This window comes from Pedobacter puniceum (assembly GCF_009674685.1).
In the GTDB taxonomy this organism is placed as follows: Bacteria; Bacteroidota; Bacteroidia; order Sphingobacteriales; family Sphingobacteriaceae; genus Pseudopedobacter; species Pseudopedobacter puniceum.
Genome location: NZ_WKJI01000001.1, coordinates 1,215,939 through 1,232,998 on the forward strand (window position 1 = coordinate 1,215,939; position 17,060 = coordinate 1,232,998).

Annotated in this window: 16 protein-coding genes and 1 tRNA gene; 13 read left to right on the forward strand and 4 right to left on the reverse strand. The window is 32.7% G+C overall.

Annotated elements, in window-relative coordinates:
* Positions 1–358: 358 nt before the first annotated feature.
* Complete coding sequence (gene nhaA, locus GJJ64_RS05450; RefSeq protein ID WP_154286698.1) at positions 359–1,540, reverse strand: Na+/H+ antiporter NhaA; 1,182 nt, start codon at positions 1,538–1,540, stop codon at positions 359–361.
* A 22-nt stretch (positions 1,541–1,562) separates the two neighbouring features.
* A complete protein-coding gene (locus tag GJJ64_RS05455) occupies positions 1,563–2,183 on the reverse strand; it encodes an L-threonylcarbamoyladenylate synthase (protein ID WP_039451284.1) in 621 nt (206 codons plus the stop codon).
* A gap of 207 nt (positions 2,184–2,390) precedes the next feature.
* Here GJJ64_RS05455 and GJJ64_RS05460 point away from each other — a divergent pair, with 207 nt between their 5' ends.
* Positions 2,391–2,615 carry a hypothetical protein gene (locus GJJ64_RS05460; protein WP_154286699.1) on the forward strand — a complete coding sequence of 75 codons (225 nt, stop codon included), beginning with the start codon at positions 2,391–2,393 and terminating at the stop codon, positions 2,613–2,615.
* Between the two features lie 106 nt (positions 2,616–2,721).
* On the opposite strand, the gene asnS is transcribed toward GJJ64_RS05460, so the two are convergent.
* Positions 2,722–4,170, reverse strand: a complete 1,449-nt coding sequence (gene asnS, locus GJJ64_RS05465; RefSeq protein WP_154286700.1) for an asparagine--tRNA ligase — start codon at positions 4,168–4,170, stop codon at positions 2,722–2,724.
* A gap of 192 nt (positions 4,171–4,362) precedes the next feature.
* Here asnS and GJJ64_RS05470 point away from each other — a divergent pair, with 192 nt between their 5' ends.
* The 6 genes from GJJ64_RS05470 to GJJ64_RS05495 all read left to right on the forward strand — a co-directional run bounded on the left by GJJ64_RS05470 (position 4,363) and on the right by GJJ64_RS05495 (position 10,094).
* Positions 4,363–4,833, forward strand: a complete 471-nt coding sequence (locus GJJ64_RS05470; RefSeq protein ID WP_154286701.1) for a hypothetical protein — start codon at positions 4,363–4,365, stop codon at positions 4,831–4,833.
* 183 nt (positions 4,834–5,016) lie between these two features.
* Positions 5,017–5,090 (forward strand) — tRNA-Arg (locus tag GJJ64_RS05475).
* A gap of 148 nt (positions 5,091–5,238) precedes the next feature.
* Positions 5,239–6,459, forward strand: coding sequence for a site-specific integrase (locus GJJ64_RS05480; protein ID WP_154286702.1), 1,221 nt, complete (start codon positions 5,239–5,241; stop codon positions 6,457–6,459).
* A 127-nt stretch (positions 6,460–6,586) separates the two neighbouring features.
* On the forward strand, positions 6,587–7,633 hold the full coding sequence (locus tag GJJ64_RS05485; RefSeq protein ID WP_154286703.1) for a hypothetical protein: 1,047 nt from the start codon (positions 6,587–6,589) through the stop codon (positions 7,631–7,633).
* A 105-nt stretch (positions 7,634–7,738) separates the two neighbouring features.
* Positions 7,739–8,152 carry a hypothetical protein gene (locus GJJ64_RS05490; RefSeq protein ID WP_154286704.1) on the forward strand — a complete coding sequence of 138 codons (414 nt, stop codon included), beginning with the start codon at positions 7,739–7,741 and terminating at the stop codon, positions 8,150–8,152.
* A 109-nt stretch (positions 8,153–8,261) separates the two neighbouring features.
* A complete protein-coding gene (locus tag GJJ64_RS05495) occupies positions 8,262–10,094 on the forward strand; it encodes a hypothetical protein (protein WP_154286705.1) in 1,833 nt (610 codons plus the stop codon).
* Between the two features lie 822 nt (positions 10,095–10,916).
* Here the strand turns inward: GJJ64_RS05495 and GJJ64_RS05500 are convergent.
* Complete coding sequence (locus GJJ64_RS05500; protein ID WP_154286706.1) at positions 10,917–11,300, reverse strand: hypothetical protein; 384 nt, start codon at positions 11,298–11,300, stop codon at positions 10,917–10,919.
* A 470-nt stretch (positions 11,301–11,770) separates the two neighbouring features.
* Here GJJ64_RS05500 and GJJ64_RS05505 point away from each other — a divergent pair, with 470 nt between their 5' ends.
* From GJJ64_RS05505 to GJJ64_RS05530, 6 genes are all read left to right on the forward strand, one after another.
* Positions 11,771–12,085 carry a hypothetical protein gene (locus tag GJJ64_RS05505; RefSeq protein WP_154286707.1) on the forward strand — a complete coding sequence of 105 codons (315 nt, stop codon included), beginning with the start codon at positions 11,771–11,773 and terminating at the stop codon, positions 12,083–12,085.
* A 327-nt stretch (positions 12,086–12,412) separates the two neighbouring features.
* On the forward strand, positions 12,413–13,099 hold the full coding sequence (locus tag GJJ64_RS05510) for a hypothetical protein (RefSeq protein ID WP_195759228.1): 687 nt from the start codon (positions 12,413–12,415) through the stop codon (positions 13,097–13,099).
* A 328-nt stretch (positions 13,100–13,427) separates the two neighbouring features.
* Entirely contained in the window at positions 13,428–13,814 is a 387-nt protein-coding gene (locus tag GJJ64_RS05515; RefSeq protein WP_154286709.1) for a hypothetical protein, read from the forward strand.
* Positions 13,815–13,849: 35 nt separating this feature from the next.
* The gene (locus GJJ64_RS05520) at positions 13,850–14,962 is read left to right on the forward strand and encodes a hypothetical protein (RefSeq protein WP_154286710.1); all 1,113 of its coding nucleotides are present in this window, start codon (positions 13,850–13,852) and stop codon (positions 14,960–14,962) included.
* Between the two features lie 710 nt (positions 14,963–15,672).
* The gene (locus GJJ64_RS05525) at positions 15,673–15,903 is read left to right on the forward strand and encodes a hypothetical protein (RefSeq protein WP_154286711.1); all 231 of its coding nucleotides are present in this window, start codon (positions 15,673–15,675) and stop codon (positions 15,901–15,903) included.
* Between the two features lie 4 nt (positions 15,904–15,907).
* The gene (locus GJJ64_RS05530) at positions 15,908–16,219 is read left to right on the forward strand and encodes a type II toxin-antitoxin system RelE/ParE family toxin (protein WP_154286712.1); all 312 of its coding nucleotides are present in this window, start codon (positions 15,908–15,910) and stop codon (positions 16,217–16,219) included.
* Positions 16,220–17,060: the final 841 nt, after the last annotated feature.

The window sequence follows — 17,060 nt, forward strand, 5'->3', positions numbered from 1 at the left end:
GCAATGTGGGTGGGATTTCCTTCTTCTTTGTGGGTGGGAAGAAAAAAACAAAATAAATTCCCATCAAATTTGCACTGTCCTGTCATAAAGCTAAATTCTTTATTGTTTCAATTTTAACGTTAACGTATCTGTCTGCTCGTCTGTCTTTTTACACTTGTTGCCAACTTATATATATGTATAGTTTTACTTCCGTAATACACCCAAAACTTGGTGTATTACGGAAGTTTTTATTATTTAAAAAATCAAATCCTTGCTATAAAATAACAGGTAGCTATAAATTTCATCAGGTAATTAAATCTTTAGCTCTAAGAAAATGAATATTTCTTAAAAGTCAAAATTTACGATGGGTAGATTTTATCTAAACAGATTTTGCTCCTCGCTTAGCTATGGTATTTAAAACCAAATAGCCTAAAATACCAGCCAGTACAGATGCTATCAAGATAGAAAACTTAGCTTGCAACTGGTTCTCATACTCACTAAAAGATAAGAGTGCAATAAAGATAGACATGGTAAAACCTATGCCTGCCAGTAAGCCTAGGCCTAAAACTTGTTTCCATTTTACGCCGCTTGGTAAAGCACTTATTTTAAATTTTACAGCTAGAAAAGACATCAGCATAATACCTAAAGGCTTGCCTACTATTAAGCCTAAAATAATACCTAAGCTTAAAGGGCTAGTTAAGCCATCTAACATGGCAGATTCAAATTTGATATTGGTATTTGCCAAGGCAAAAACAGGCATAATGAAGAAGTTTACTGGTTTTACCAGCAGGTGTTCTAATTTCTCTAACGCAGATTCTTGATCGTCTTCTGTTGTAGGTAAGAAAAAAGCGGTTAAAACGCCTGCTATGGTAGCATGTACACCAAAACCATGTACAAAATACCATAAACATAATCCTGGGATGATGTACATCCAAATTCTTTTTACATTAAAATAATTGAGTGCAAACAATAAAGCCAAACAAGCTAAAATATAAGGCAGGTAGGTTAAATGTAGCTCCTCCGTATAAAAAAACGCAATCACGAGGATAGCGCCTAAATCATCTACAATAGCTAAAGCAGTTAAAAATATTTTTAATGATAAAGGGACTTTATTTCCTAATAATGAGATAACGGCTATGGCAAAAGCTATATCTGTGGCCATAGGTATGCCCCAACCGTGTAAAGTTGGTGCAGAAAGATTAACCAAAGCATAAATTAAAGCCGGAGCCAACATACCGCCTACGGCAGCAAATATGGGTAAACTAGCTTGTTTTATAGATGATAACTCGCCCTCTACCAACTCCCTTTTAATTTCTAAACCTACTAAAAGGAAAAATATAGCCATTAAGCCATCGTTTATCCATAACAATACCGGGTAACGCAAATGCAAAGCATCGCTTTGGTAACCAACTTCCTTGTTTAAAAAATTTTCTAAGGCAGGCCCTAAACTGGTATTGGCAATAGTTAAGGATATGATAACACATATCATCAATAAAATACCACCGGCAGATTGCGACTGGAAGAAATCTTTAAATACTTTTAAATTGATAAGTTTCGGCATAGAAAAATGATTTTGGGGTTTGTTATAAATATTCGGATAAGTCGCCTTTTCCTTCACGGATGATGTCAAATTCACCATCAAAACAGCTTACTACGGTAGAGGCTACGTTATCGCCATAGCCACCATCAATAACCAAATCAACCTGATCTTTATATTTCTCGTAGATTAATTCTGGATCTGTAGAGTATTCGATAATATCATCATCATCATGGATAGAGGTAGAAACGATAGGATTGCCCAACTCTTTTACAATACAACGGGCAATATTATTATCGGGAACACGAATACCAACCGTTTTCTTTTGACTAGATAAAAGCTTTGGAACTTTATTGCTAGCATTAAAAATAAAAGTAAAAGGACCTGGCAAAGCTTTCTTTAAAACTCTGAAAGTGGTATTGTCTATGGGTTTGATATAATCTGAGATATGGCTTAAATCGTAACAAATGAAAGAAAAATTGGCTTTCTCTGGTTTTATTCCTCTTAAACGAGCTATCTTTTCTATGGCCTTGCTGTTGGTAATATCGCAACCCAAACCATATACAGTATCTGTTGGGTAAATGATGATGCCCCCCTTTCTTAATACCTGTACTACTTGTTCAATAGCTTTCTCGTTTGGATTCTCTTCGTATATACGTAACAGCATTATATTTCTCTTTTTTACCTTTAAACTAACCTCAACTGTATAGTATGCTATACAATTTTCATGCCTTAATTTTCATAAAATATGCTTTTATTACTTCAAAAAGCCATTTTTCTATGAAAGAGGCTTTAATATTTAACCATTAGGCTATTTTAAAAGCTAGAATGGCATAGTATTCGTATTTCTATTAACAAATCTAATATTAAAATTATGAAAACTATGATAACGGAAGCAGCTAAAGACATAATAAGGAAGTTTGATCAAGAATTGTTCTCGATTTTAAGAGAGGATGTTAAAAAATTCCGTCAAAATCATCAAGATAATATGATAAACTTCAATACCAAAAGGTTTGATATGGAGCTAAAACAAATTTTAGCTGCCGAGTTAGAACAGTTTAGAAAACAAAGTGCTACCCCATTAGTTAAGGTAGGATAATTAAGCTAATACTCTATCATATAATATATCAAGTAGTCATGTCATCAAAAAAAATGATTACTTAACGTGAAACAAAAAAGGCCAGATTTTCATCCGGCCTTTTTTATTAAAATTCTGCATTTTTTGGAAAGCGTGGGAAAGGTATTACATCGCGGATATTAGTCATACCGGTTACAAAAAGTACTAACCTCTCGAAACCTAAACCAAAACCAGCATGTGGTGCGCTACCAAAACGACGTGTATCTAAATACCAGTATAATTCATCTTGAGGGATACCCATATCTTGCATGCGCTGGGTAAGTTTATCTAATCTTTCTTCTCTTTGCGAGCCACCAACAATCTCTCCTATTCCTGGAAATAAAATATCCATAGCAGCAACCGTTTTTTGTCCGTTTACCTCTTCATCATTTTGCCTCATGTAAAATGATTTGATATCTGCCGGATAGTTGGTTAAGATAACTGGCTTTTTGAAATGTTTTTCTACCAAATATCTTTCGTGTTCGCTCTGTAAATCGGCACCCCACTCATCAATAATATAATTAAATTGCTTTTTCTGATTAGGTTTAGAGCGTTTTAAAATCTCTATAGCTTCTGTATAAGTTAAACGCTCAAAATTGTTATCTAAGCAAAAATGTAATTTCTCTAATAAGTTAAGCTCGCTACGCTCTGCTTGAGGCTTATTTTTCTCTTCTTCTAACAAACGGTTTTTTAAGAACTCTAATTCATCTTTACAGTTTTCTAAAGCATGTTTGATAACATATTTAAGAAGGTCTTCCGCTAAGTTCATATTGTCTTCTATATCAGCGAAAGCTACTTCTGGCTCTATCATCCAAAACTCTGCTAAGTGCCTAGTGGTGTTAGAGTTTTCTGCTCTAAAGGTTGGCCCAAAAGTATAAATCTCTCCTAAAGCCATAGCACCAAGCTCGCCCTCTAGCTGACCAGAAACCGTTAAATTTGCAGAACGACCGAAGAAATCTTCTTTAAAATTCACTTCGCCAGTTTCTGTACGTGGGGTTTTATCAAAATCTAAAGTAGTTACTCTAAACATTTCGCCAGCTCCTTCTGCATCAGAAGCGGTGATGATTGGCGTATGTAAATAAACAAAGCCTCTTTCATGAAAGAATTGGTGTACCGCAAAAGCTAAATGATGTCTGATTTTGAAAACCGCATTAAAAGTATTGGTACGAAAACGCAAGTGCGCTATTTCTCTTAAGAACTCTAAGCTGTGCTTTTTAGGCTGTAGCGGGAATTTCTCAGCATCACTTTCGCCTAAAATTTCTACCGAGCTTGCCTTCACTTCTACGGTTTGACCTTTACCTAAAGACTCTACCAGTTTACCTGTAATCTTTAAGGCTGCACCTGTAGTTATTTTTTTTAATATTTCATCCGGAGTTTGCTCAAAATCAACCACTACCTGTAAATTGGCCATGCAAGAACCATCATTTAAAGCGATGAATTGGTTATTTCTAAACGTTTTTACCCAACCCATTACTATTACTTCTTTGCCAAATGTGGTAGTTACCAGCAGATCTTTAACTTTTTCTCTCTTAATCATATTCAATCGGATGTTTTTGATAAAGGCCAAAAATACAAACCTTTCTGTTAATTAAAACAAGAAATAGAACTAATAAGACAATTAAAGCAGGCAGTTGTTAATTTTTGTTAAAATTGTTTTGATGTAGATGATGATATTAAACCATTATCATAATTTGTGTTCTTACTTGTATAAAATTTAAACCCCATGATGATGAAAAAATTAATTCAAAAAATTTCTATGGCTGGTATGTTGTTATTAGCCGTATCTATGACTGCACAAGCACAAGAAGGGCCTAAAAGAAAAGGTCCACAAGGTGGCGGCCCAGGCAGACCAGATGCACCTGTAAGAGAAATGGTTGCTAATATGACCGAAGAGCAAAAGGCTATGGTTAAAGCAAGTATGGAGCAACAAAAGGCAGACCGCGAAGCGCTAAGAGCTACTTTTACCGAGGAGCAAAAGGCTATCATGGCCGACCAAAGTAAGGATATGCTAGAAAAAAGAAAAGCCTTAGAAGCTAGTTACACTGCTGCACAAAAAGAATTAGTGGCTAAGCAAAGAGAAAAAGCTAAAGCGATGAGAGAGAAACTAGAGGCTACTTATACTGCAGAACAAAAAGCAGAAATGAAAGAAAGAAGAGCTAAGATGGGCGAAATGATGAGAGATAAGAAAAAAGCTGAATAATTTGTTTTAAATTTATTGAAGACCGATGATGTGATTTACAGTAACATCATCGGTTTTTATTTTTATAGGCTGATAAATTATTAAGAATGAAAGCTTTGTAATGTTTTTTAATAATTTTTAAAGAAATATTGCAGAATATGATTTGTAAGCCTATATTTGCACCACTTAAGCAATTTAAGTGATGGTTGCATAGCTCAGCTGGATAGAGCAACTGCCTTCTAAGCAGTAGGTCTTTGGTTCGAATCCAAATGCGACCACCCTAAAGAGGCTTCAGAGATTATCTGAGGCCTTTTTTATTTTGAGAGATTTTGTGAAGTTAAAGATTGAAAGTGAAATGTTAGTACAATTGTTAGTACACTTTTTTAGTTGACTAACATTGCAAACAGGTGCCATAATAACAGTTTTATGGCTTCAATTAAAATCATGTTGGATAAACGACGTCCAAAGAAAAATCAAGAATTCAATATCATATTTCGGATAACTCACGATAGAGTACCACATATTGTTCCAACAGGCTTGTCTACGCATCCTAATGATTGGAATGAGGGATTGTCATGTTTCAAAGCTAGTACAAGAAGTTCTACAAATCTTAACAACATATTAAGCACTAAACTACATAAGATACAGGAAGCCATTTCAGAGCTTGAAGCAAGAAATGAATTCTCCATTAGTGCAATACGGGAAACTCTTATCGTTAAAGAAGAGAAACCGAAAACTGATAAAGTATACTGTTTCAATGAATTCTCTAAATCTTTAATAGAAACACTTATTAGGTCAAATAAGACTGGTAACTCTCAAGTTTATAACGTAGCTAAAAACAGGTTAATGAGTTATGCTGGTAAGGATACTCTCTTATTTAAAGAGATAGACTATCAATTTCTCGAAGGATTTAAAGATAAACTCGCTTCTGAAAACATTAAACCAAATACAATCAGCAACTACTTAAGGACTATTAGAGCTATTTTTAATAAAGCAATTAAAGCAAAAGTTGTAGATAGGTCTTTATATCCCTTCTATGATATTCAGATTAAAGGTGAGAAAACGCAAAAGCGTTCCATTACAAAAGAAGATATTTTAAAACTTAACAAAGAGAAAGTAAAGGTTGGCTCTCAGGAGTGGCATGCTAAAAACTACTTCTTTCTAAGCTTCGCTCTAATAGGTGCGTCATTTACAGATATAGCTTATCTAACAAAGGATAATATACAAAAGGATAGAATCGTATTTAGAAGAAGGAAAACTAAAAAGCTATATGATATTAAATTAACACCATTAGCTAAAAGTATACTTAAACTATATACTCCTGATAAATATCTGCTTCCAATATTTCCTTCAAATATGATCGAAGACGGCATCGAATCTAAAAATATTACCAGGCAAGCTATTAAACAGACAAATAAATATCTAGATAGAATAGCTAAGAGGTGTAAGATTGAATTGAATATAACTACTTATGTTGCTAGACACAGTTGGGCTACAATATCAAAACGAATGGGTTATTCTAACGAACTTATTGCAGAAGCATTAGGACATGAATATGGTAATAAAATCACAAATATCTATTTAGACTCATTTGATCAACATCTTATCGATGATTTGAATTTAAAAGTTCAAAAGGGATTAAAGTAATATCTATTTAAGCAGGGTGTGAAAGCATCCTGCTTTTTTTATATTCATTCGGTGGTGTTACCTTTTAAAGAAATATCCAATTTTATAAATACATCCTTACAGACAGATATTTTTATTTAATTTGAAAATGAAGTTTTCAAAAGATAAACCAGAGATAATAATCTTTCCAGACAAAAAAGTAGCATCGCAAATTATTTGGGAGGAATATAAAATTAAAGGCGATCGAATTTCACACCATACTATATTCCAACAACTTGGAGATGTTTTATTTACCGAAGACACATTACCAGATTTTATAGAGAGCTTTAGTTTTAAGGGCGTTGGATTAAACCAATTTACTTCTGTCGAAGAAACTATTCAGCTAGTTGAAAACATTAAAAGTATAGCTCCCAAAGAGCTTTCAATAGATACCATATTATTTTTAGCTATGTTTTATGATGGCTTTTTAAAGATTGTGGTAGTAAGCAAAAAGACTGAGCAATATTTGGATAAATTAATAGACGTTTTTATAGATCTTTCTGCTCGTCAGGTAACGACTGATTATGAATTTTCAGTATCGGAAAAAACATTCGAACGTATGACACTAGAAGATAAACAAGCGTTTATCATTAATGAAACCAATATGGAAGGGAGAATGATAAATAAAGGTGAAGTGATGCATTATATTTCTGACGAATTTGATGTTGTTCTTAAAGGAAGAAAATCAAATGGAAAAAAGGTCATTCGTTCGGGATATGATAAAAAAGGAGTAATATCTCTACCAGAAAGATTATCAAAAAGGATACTAAGTATTGTTTTAGAAGAGATTTTTGAAGAACACAAAAAATATAATACAAAATTTTATCAAATGCTTTCTGCGAGTGAAGCGAATTTGTTTGAATTAGAAAATCGTACTAAATATAAAGAATATGACCTGTCAAACCTTGCTTTATATAACTTAACAATTAGACTTGTTGACTATCTAAAAAAATTAAGTTTATTCGAATTCCAAAAAGATCTATATGCTTTTATATATGATTTTTTTATTTGTCTCAATGTATTGTCTCCAAAAGAGGTCTTAAACAGTGTTGATAAATATTACGCCGTTAAATCAATATTAAAAGATAATGATCCTAATAAGATGTCTCGTAAAAGGGGGAAGTTTCAATTCTTTAAATCAATAAATAAAAATTAATTCGACTTATGGTCAGTCATTTATGGGGTTTTAAGAAATTCAAATAACGATGGTAAATCCCCCTCCTTTATTTGCACTCGTTCTCTCTAATGAGGCAAAAAAATAATGACAAAAATTAATTTCACTGAACTCTTCGTGAGTTCAAACTCCGAAAAAGCAGTAGACACTGCTAAACCATCATTGTTTAATGATGAGAATCCAAATGGATACTTTAGTAGAGAAGAATTAGCAAATCACCTGCTATCTTTAAAAAGGGACAGGAAAAAACAATGGCAAATCCATCATTTGGATTTACTATTTAAATTCTTCAAATCAAAAGGAACCTTAACAAGGTTTCCACAACACACTATTGAAGACGGTGAAGATGTGACGTGGATTTCCATTAGAATTGGGAAAGTGGTGAAACCTGTTAAAATCATTCACTTTAGTGGAATGAAGCAATTGATCGATGATTATGCTTCTGGCGTGATCAAAATCAATCAAACATTGGAAGAGCTTTGTGACGAGGCTAATTCCTAAACTTACTAGGGTAGACTAATTCGGTCTACCCTTTTTATCAAATTATTTATTAAAGCTAATTAAGGAGAATAACCTCCTAAGGAGTCTTATTGAAAAAAATTTCGTAGTAATGAAAAAGAAAACCATCAAGATAAAGACAGATCAATATCTGTCTGACATCATCGATTTTATAGAGAATAAAACTATTTATGAAAAGCCTACTGGAGCCGGGATTACCAGAATGGAACTAAAAGCAAAAAGACATAGCTTAATTATAGAAGCTAATAGACCAGTTATTCAAGGCAAGTGCTCGCAATTTAACGGTAGAGACAGAAGAAACTTGTTGATTAGAGGCGTATATGAAGGAATTACAGTTTCGGATATTGTTTCTTATTTAGAATCAGACGTGAAATACAAAAAGATAATTACCACTCCTGAAAGCTATCCTAAAGTGATTACTGCATTTAGTCAGCTAGGAATTTTGGATGAATTAATTAACGATTACTTTATGCTATTCGATGAATGTGAGAAGACAATACAAGATATAGATTATAGGGATGATATCATACTTCCAATGAATGACTTTTTTAAGTTTAAAAACAAAGCATTTGTTTCGGCAACTCCTATTATACCATCTGATCCAAGATTCGAACAGCAAAAATTTAAATATGTACTGATTAAGCCTGTTAAAATAATAAAGCAACCAGTAAATTTAATCACTACCAACAATGTGTTTTTAAGTTTCCAAAAGTATCTTCAGCATTCAAATGAAGAGCAATATTTTATTTTCCTGAATTCTACAAAAGCTATAGTAGCTCTAATAGAATACTTAAGCATAAAGGATGAATCAATGATATTTTGTTCGGATGAAAGCAAGGGTAAATTAGCCTTAAATAAATACAAGAATGTAAAGACTTTAATGGATGAGTCAGCTTTTAGGAAATTTAACTTCTTTACATCCAGATTTAATTCAGCAGTGGATATTTTAGGTATCACCAAGCCTAATATTATAGTTATTACTGATTGTTATATCGCAGAACATACAAAAGTTGATCCCAACAGCGAAGTTATACAAATGATAGGTAGGTTTAGAAAACCTGAGAAGGGAACAATAGAACGAAAGTTAACGCATATTGCAAATTTAAATCCTGATCTGGGATATGATACAGAAGAAGTGATTGTTAAGGACATCAATGAAATGAAAGTAATTCATAGTTACTTAGTTGCTTTTCACGACGCAGTTACCTCACACATTGCAAAGAAAATTACTCGAGAACTGTTGGAAAAAACTCTTTTTTCTAAGTATCTAAATAAGGACGGTAGTATAAATCATTACATGATAGATAATGCATTGTTTAGTAATAAGGTAAATGGATATTATAGAAGTGAGGATTACTTATACAATGCTTATGAAGAAAGCAAGAAATATATTATCAAGAAGAACAACGAAAATTTTGTTATTACTGATGAACAGAAACGCATAATAAATTCATCATTAGATAGGTTGAAAACCGCTTTAGAATTATTAATTCCAATCTTAACGAATTTGGTGGAAAGAGGATTAGAAGATGCAGAAGTGCTTTTAGAGCTTAAAATGATTGAAAAAGAACATCCAACAACCTATAAAACGATAAAGGCAGTTGGAATCGAAAGAGTTGTTGAATTAAAAGATGTTTTAAGCATTCAAAAAGAAGCTGCTGAAATTAAAAGTCGTGAAGGTGTTGAGCATTTTGGTCTTATGGAATATCTTAAAAATAATATATATGTTGGATCTGGTTATACCATGAAACAGATAACATCAATTTTGAAAAGAGGTATAAATGAATTTAAATTATCTCGTCTTAAACCTAACATGGAACTTTTAAAGCAGTATTTCGATATTTCTGATCGAATATACCTGAACAGCAAAGCCGGAAAGAAAATATATGGCTATAAAATACATAAGAGTAAATTCAACTTATAGTATCGTTTACATTAGGGGTTATATACCCCCTCTTAATAAAACAGGAAAAGACAGAATTAAAGCTCCTATCTTACTATAGGAGTTTTACTCGTGGAAATAGCCTTCGTTTTAGTCTGGAAATCGATCAATTGATTATCGAATCTCTTATTTTAAAATATAACTATCAAAATAATCTAAATGGTTTTACCTTTTAAAGCAGAAGAAAGGATTGTAACATGGAGATTCGCTTCTACATTCTTTAAAAGGTTACTTATCAGAGTTACTCATTAAGCATCCTTATATTTTTTAGGAGGATAGATCAATAATCCCCTGGACGAGCTAACTTTTCTCCTTAAGTTGCGTAGTATCCCGAAATTTCAGACAACATACTGAGATAATAATTCAATACAGCGGTGAATGATAATATAAATAAGATTGCAAAGTCAACGATAAGTAACGCTCTTAACTTAAACTTATTCACATCGTTTAATACGTGTTTTTGATATAAAAAGTTGAATATCAAGTAAGTAAAGGATATAATTAGTGAACAAACAATGTAGATTATAAACTCTTCTATGCACTCACTTTTAAGAATATTTAATGATCCTTCTTTAGTTTCTTCTTTAGGTCCCTGGGTAATTAAAGCTAATCTAATATAGTATACTGCTCCCAAAAGGATTGTTGTCGAATTTAACAGATATAATGCTGTTTCCTTTAAATCGTAATATGTCTTTTTATAAGCTAAAATAATAATCCTAATAATAAGGGATACCCATATTATACAAGAGATTAATATCAAAATCTGATTAATTAATAATCCAGTTTCCCAAGTCATTGATATGATTATTCTAATTTGAATATTATTTCAGGTCTTTTAATTGATTGATTTATAATATCTAAAGAATCAGTATGGTATTCATCTCTAATAGCAAATGCAATATCATTTTCAGTAACAAATCTCTTTAGAGGTTCTAGTGCAGGTAATCTGTTCTTAAGCTCAATTAAACCATCTTTAGTTTTAATATGTAAAGAAACATCCTTTCCTCTCAATGTTGAAATTAAGATAAACTGTATATTATCGCCAACAATGATTTGTTTGTCAGCAAACGGAAACGAAGTTATCAAAGCTATAGAATCTGAACTAAAACTATCTATTCTAACAGAAGTACCATTTCTTAACAGAAAGATGATTACACCAATTACTAGCAAGATCGTTAGCTGTGTCATTGAGTAAATATAGAAGAATAATTAAACTTATTAACTCTATCAGCAGAAGCTATTTATACCCCCCGGCTAGCTTTATATTCCTTCAAATAATTACAGCTTTCTTTTTCAGAAATTACCCCCCGGGTGTGTGGTTTGCACAGACTAATGACCTGATATAAACCCCCGGACTTGATTTCGTGTGGAATCTAATTATATGGCATTTATTTTATGATAGAGGCAGGACCATAAAGCATAAAAACTTCTCTTTCCTGTTTATAAGGTAACAACATTACGTACACTATATAAGTAATGCCTGATGGAAACCAAAGTATCTTACCTTATAAAATAATAAGCGGGATTACAGCACCAAGAGAACCACTAAATCTCTAATCTAAGCTGAATTAACTAATCATATTCTTAATCTGAACAACATACACGCCTTGGTTTAGCAACCAGGGCGCTATTATTATTAACCTTTTAACTTATAAATCATGATTTTCTTTGAGTTTTATCAAATCATTGTACCCAAGAAGACACTCTTAGCTAAATATCCTGGAGGTCTAGAACACTTCATTAAAGACATTCCAAACGGAACCTATACCGAAGATGCTGAATTAGCAAGTGTAAGGTTTCTTAAACTGGATGATATTAACGAATTTGTTGATTTACTAGTCAAGAAAGGACTCCACTTCCACAGAGATGAGTTCTATAGTACCGACTTTGCTGTTTTTACTGGAATGGGTCAGTGGTGGATTACAGATTGGCTACACTTTAATACTGCTGTCTGTTTTCTTAATGAATACTGATAATTTATTAATACAGGATAAAGAATTCTAATTATATTTGTTTTATAACAATCCATCAAATACGAAACAGACATAAATTCAATTACATATTGTTAAGATATAAGCGTTAGCTTTTTGTTCTTGCAACTGGAAACCTGAGAAATTTCAATTATGCAACGAGAACAGAGAAGTGTAACGTTTCATGCTAATAAGCGTGGGACGTGACCTATCTGTTGCATGAGCTTCTCAGGGCTCCCAGTTCAGATTAAGGTTACAGTCCTGCGCTTATTGCATTTATAAACACTGGTGTCGGGTCTGCATCAGTAAACTAAAACCCAATTACATTTTATGAAGAAAATTTTATTGTTGGCATTCACTGCATCAGTAATGCTTGGCGCATGTAAGAAAAGTGATGATGCCAAAGAAGAGGTTTGTACAACCGTTTCATCTTACAGCGAAGCTTATGACAATTCTACAAACACCTACACTTTAACTTATGATAGTCAGAATAGGATAACTAACCAAGCTTCATCTGATGGAAGTTTCACACGCTCATTTACTTATAATGCTTCAATAATAACTGAGGTAACAAACGAAAATGGATTCATTTATAATTACACCTATAGTTTAGATGGAAACAACAGGATAGTAAAAGAGCAGAGTGGATCAGAGGTAATAGCTACGTATAAATACGATAATAATGGCTACTTATCAGAAATAGGGAGAAATGGTCAAATTATTTCTCTTAAATGGGAGAATGGGAACTTAGTTGAGAAGGATAACGGTAATGGAAAAACTACTTATACCTATTATGAGGACACTGCGCCTACATCCCATCTTGTAGTAATTGGTGAGTTTGTAAGTGAGTCTGGCGCATTATATAACTACTTTGGAAAAACACCTAAGAATCTGTTAAAGGAGAAGAGTGGCAATGTTTACACCTATGAAAAGGATAATCAGGGTAGAGTAACTAAGGTTACTGTTACAAGTGGAGATTATAAAGATATATTCTCGTTAAACTATAGCTGTCAATAACAAAACTAAAATAGTGGGCAGACTGAATCGTCTGCCCAATTAATTACACTAAAAACATATTGTTATGTCTAATAATGGCAAATTTTTTCTTAAAGCATGGGTTATAGTTACTATAGTTCTATATAGCATCTGCTCTTTTATTTCATGGGATATTGAAATAGATGAATGGACTGGCTTTGTTCGAGGTCTCTTTATTGTACTCGTTGTAGTATCTGGAATTGGAGCAATAATCTTATCTAACCAAGACAATTAGGAGTACTCTTACTCATTTAAAAGGTAACACATTCAAGGTAGGCATATTGTCTACCTTTTTTTATTTAATAACATTATGGAAAAGATATCACATAGCCGTAGGGCTAAAATGGCAGTAGCTAATGAGCTAAAGAAATATTTAATTGAATGGTTTGATTATCGGTTTAAAGTGGTAGAAATCACAATATTATTCGATAAAATGACAATCTCACATAAGGATAAGTTACTAACCGACAAGGTTGAGCAGATAAAGCAGATGGCTAAAAGTGAGAATGCAAAGCCTTATGCGATAGAGACATTAAATCAGATGAAGTTTGTTATGCAGTTTCAACATCTCAAAATATTCCGTAATATAATTTACATGTTTGATGAAGCAGGAATAGATACGGTTCAATTAAATATAGGATATGAAGATTTTCATACATTCAGCGTACCAAAGCCTAAAGAACAAAAGGAGTCATAGGAATATGGCTCTTTTATTTATCTTTAATTTTAACTATGAAATATTCTATTGAATCAATTTATTTCCAAGCAGGTCAATACGATGCTTATTGTTTAGTTGAATTTTATTATGGCTCAAATGCACATTTGAAATTTGGTAAATCAATACATGGAATGTTGGTTTATGATTCTGAAGAAAGAAAAAACTTAGAAAGGAAAATCAGTCTTGAATTATCAGAAATACCATTTACTGATGGTTTTGTTAGATTTAATTCATCAGATAATATTGAAGAATTGCTAAATGAGGGATTTTTAGTTAGCGAAGTGGAAAGATTTGCAACAGTAGGTGGAATAGGTCCAAAAGTTTATGGAATTTCTAACGAGAAGGAAATACCGAACACGATATTAGTACCATTTTCAAATAGAGACTCGAACTTAGAGTCTTGGCTGTTACTTGAATTAAGAAATTTTAATAACCGGATTGAAGCAAATAATACACTGTTACCAGAAGAAATTTTGAGATACAATACAATTGTTTATATTTTAAAAGGTGAAGAAGAATTTCCAGTTGAACTTCTAGATGAGAATTCCCTCACTGTTAAAAGCGATGCATTATTTTGGATACTGTCACATAAATATAAAAATTCTTTAGAATCAGGAAAATTAAAGATTACACCTGAAGAGTATTTACAATTTCGAATATTGCTTGCATCTCGAAAAACCAGTCGCTTGGAAATAGTTAAACGACAACTTGGAATATCTGATAAACAATTAAAAGAATTTGAAAATTCTTCGCCTGATAACTATAAAGAATTTATAGGATTAATTTTACGGTTTGAAATAACAGCCATTACTTTTAACTACTTCTCCAAACCTATATATTGGGATTTCGATAGGTATATACATATATTCTTAAGACATTATAAGTCATTTTTTATAAGATCTTCTACCAAAGGTCAAGGAACTTTATTTTTATATAGTTACAAAAATATTTTAAACCTAATAAGAATAGTCATAGAACACAATAAGAAAGATATTGAAGAAGCATGGCTTCATGGCAAGGAATTCAGAAAAAGTGGTAGACAAAGTCTATATTTTAACGGAAATTATTTTTCAATAAGAATTAATGCTAACGGGAAATTAACTCAGTTTCATCCACAAGAGTACTAAATAGCAATCCTGATTCATACCTTACCCGCATTTTGCTGCTTACCACGGGATAAGCCATGAACCAGTCTTTAGTTTAGTGGAAGGGTGCAATGATTCTGCTATTTTAAAAGGTAACTGCGTACAGTTCTTTGGTTCTGTATTTCATCGGTGGAGCCTGTGCAAACATGACAGGAAATAAGGCATTCCAACAAACTAAGCTTTTTGCATAAAGTACGCCAGATTCATTGCGTTGATAAGTTCTACGAACACATCAACTCCATCTGCTCCATGCTCAATCCTGGACTAGCGTCTAGGATTCTTTCCATCACTTGCATTCTGTCATACTTGATGCTTAAAGCAAAGTTTTGTTTGCATAAAAGCTGCTTTGTCTTTCTAAACACTCCCGTTGGTTGTTATTTAGAAATCCAACCGCTTTTCATAATTTTGACTCGCCTACGCATTCGTTCAGGCTTCAAACTGTCATAGTTATTGAGTAACCCCATGCTCTTACCTTTTAAATCAATAACTCCGCCAGTCCTCGTTTTATCTTTTCAAGATAAAATATCTCTTAATCGCATCTTGCAGATGCTCCCTTTAAGAGACCTTTCTCAACTCGTATGCGTCTCGTCGTTTGCTCCGAGGTCGATTTAGGATTGGCATTGCTTTATTAGTACTTGATATGCTCATATTGCTGAAATTATTTTTGTAATTTTGAATATAAAGTTAAGCGCATGGATCTACAGACCAGAAAACTAAACATCATCCAATACCTGATTGAGCTTAAAGATGAGAAGTTGTTCAATAAGATTGAAACAATCATTAAGGATAAGGTTGGTAACAAAAAGATGAAGCCTTTTACACAGGAAGAGCTGTTGAGCAGAGCTAAACAATCTAATGACGATTATCTTGCTGGCAACGTTAAAACACAAGAAGATCTAGAGATTGAATCAGAAAACTGGTAAGTTAATGAAAGTAATCTGGACCAGCTTTGCAATTGAAAATCTTAAACATATCTCTGAATACTACACTAAAGTAGCTGGAAAGAATATTGCATTTAAAATAAGGACAGAGCTATTTAAAGCCACAAAACAACTTAAGAACCATCCTGATTCTGGTCAGGTAGAGCCCTTTCTTGAACAACTAAACCAAGGACATAGGTATGTAGTAAGTGGGAACTACAAGGTGGTTTATAAAAGAGTTGAAGAAGGAGTTTTGATTACCGATGTCTTTGATACTCGTCAAGACCCAATCAAAATAAACGACACTAAGCGAAAGTAAAATAAAGAGTAAACTAATCCTTCACTGGTTTTACCGTTTAAAGCATGAGGATGTTGGTTCTTTTATAAGGTAACACCATCTAGTCCTAACCTGATAAGACTTCCTCATTTTGGTTAAATCTTGTCAGTATATAAGAGTTGTCAAAAACTGAACTTTTTGAGGAAGATTGCTTAAAGTATAGTTTTACATCATTTTGTGCTTAAACATTAGTTTAGCATGATTTAACGCTTAAACATCAACTTTACATTTTCCCGTTTCGATTAAGTAGTATATACCCCCCTTTAATAAAACGATACGATTGCTCTTTAATTGATGTAACTGTTGTTTGTTTCTGTGGCTTCTAAAAGTGGTGGTTAAAATGGTTGGAAATCGATAAAACTAACTTCACTTCTAGAATAATGAATTACAGAATTAATATTTACATTTAGTCTAATATTCAAGTTTCAATATACGCTCTTAGGAGATGATTATTTATGAATTATTGGATATGTTAATATGAACGTACTCTCTAAAATAGCTATAGGTTTGATAATCGCAAGCGGATTGATGTTTATCATAACTGCATCAATGTTTACTTACACTGGCGAAATGCTTAGCTCAATCATATTAGTTATAGGCGAATATTGTCTTATGCTCTGGCTACCAACATTTCTAATAGGGGTTCTTCTTTTGGTTATAGCGAAGATAGTTCAGTACATTAAATGGTACAACAATAAAAGATAAGTGCTACTATCAACAGAAAAGAAATCATCAATCATTCCATCCAATTTAAGCTTGTGGTCTGAACACGTTTAAAGAAATTCCGGCATAAACGCTCCTGTGGCATTTGCGCTCATTCCTA

What these genes read in the sequence shown, in the direction of transcription:
- nhaA (WP_154286698.1), bottom strand. Translation starts at nt 1,540, where the DNA reads ATGCCGAAACTTATCAATTTAAAAGTATTTAAAGATTTCTTCCAGTCG.
- GJJ64_RS05510 (WP_195759228.1), top strand. Translation starts at nt 12,413, where the DNA reads ATGAAGAAAATTTTATTGTTGGCATTCACTGCATCAGTAATGCTTGGC.
- GJJ64_RS05485 (WP_154286703.1), top strand. Translation starts at nt 6,587, where the DNA reads ATGAAGTTTTCAAAAGATAAACCAGAGATAATAATCTTTCCAGACAAA.
- GJJ64_RS05505 (WP_154286707.1), top strand. Translation starts at nt 11,771, where the DNA reads ATGATTTTCTTTGAGTTTTATCAAATCATTGTACCCAAGAAGACACTC.
- GJJ64_RS05515 (WP_154286709.1), top strand. Translation starts at nt 13,428, where the DNA reads ATGGAAAAGATATCACATAGCCGTAGGGCTAAAATGGCAGTAGCTAAT.
- GJJ64_RS05495 (WP_154286705.1), top strand. Translation starts at nt 8,262, where the DNA reads ATGAAAAAGAAAACCATCAAGATAAAGACAGATCAATATCTGTCTGAC.
- GJJ64_RS05470 (WP_154286701.1), top strand. Translation starts at nt 4,363, where the DNA reads ATGAAAAAATTAATTCAAAAAATTTCTATGGCTGGTATGTTGTTATTA.
- asnS (WP_154286700.1), bottom strand. Translation starts at nt 4,170, where the DNA reads ATGATTAAGAGAGAAAAAGTTAAAGATCTGCTGGTAACTACCACATTT.
- GJJ64_RS05490 (WP_154286704.1), top strand. Translation starts at nt 7,739, where the DNA reads ATGACAAAAATTAATTTCACTGAACTCTTCGTGAGTTCAAACTCCGAA.
- GJJ64_RS05480 (WP_154286702.1), top strand. Translation starts at nt 5,239, where the DNA reads ATGGCTTCAATTAAAATCATGTTGGATAAACGACGTCCAAAGAAAAAT.
- GJJ64_RS05455 (WP_039451284.1), bottom strand. Translation starts at nt 2,183, where the DNA reads ATGCTGTTACGTATATACGAAGAGAATCCAAACGAGAAAGCTATTGAA.
- GJJ64_RS05525 (WP_154286711.1), top strand. Translation starts at nt 15,673, where the DNA reads ATGGATCTACAGACCAGAAAACTAAACATCATCCAATACCTGATTGAG.
- GJJ64_RS05520 (WP_154286710.1), top strand. Translation starts at nt 13,850, where the DNA reads ATGAAATATTCTATTGAATCAATTTATTTCCAAGCAGGTCAATACGAT.
- GJJ64_RS05500 (WP_154286706.1), bottom strand. Translation starts at nt 11,300, where the DNA reads ATGACACAGCTAACGATCTTGCTAGTAATTGGTGTAATCATCTTTCTG.
- GJJ64_RS05460 (WP_154286699.1), top strand. Translation starts at nt 2,391, where the DNA reads ATGAAAACTATGATAACGGAAGCAGCTAAAGACATAATAAGGAAGTTT.
- GJJ64_RS05530 (WP_154286712.1), top strand. Translation starts at nt 15,908, where the DNA reads ATGAAAGTAATCTGGACCAGCTTTGCAATTGAAAATCTTAAACATATC.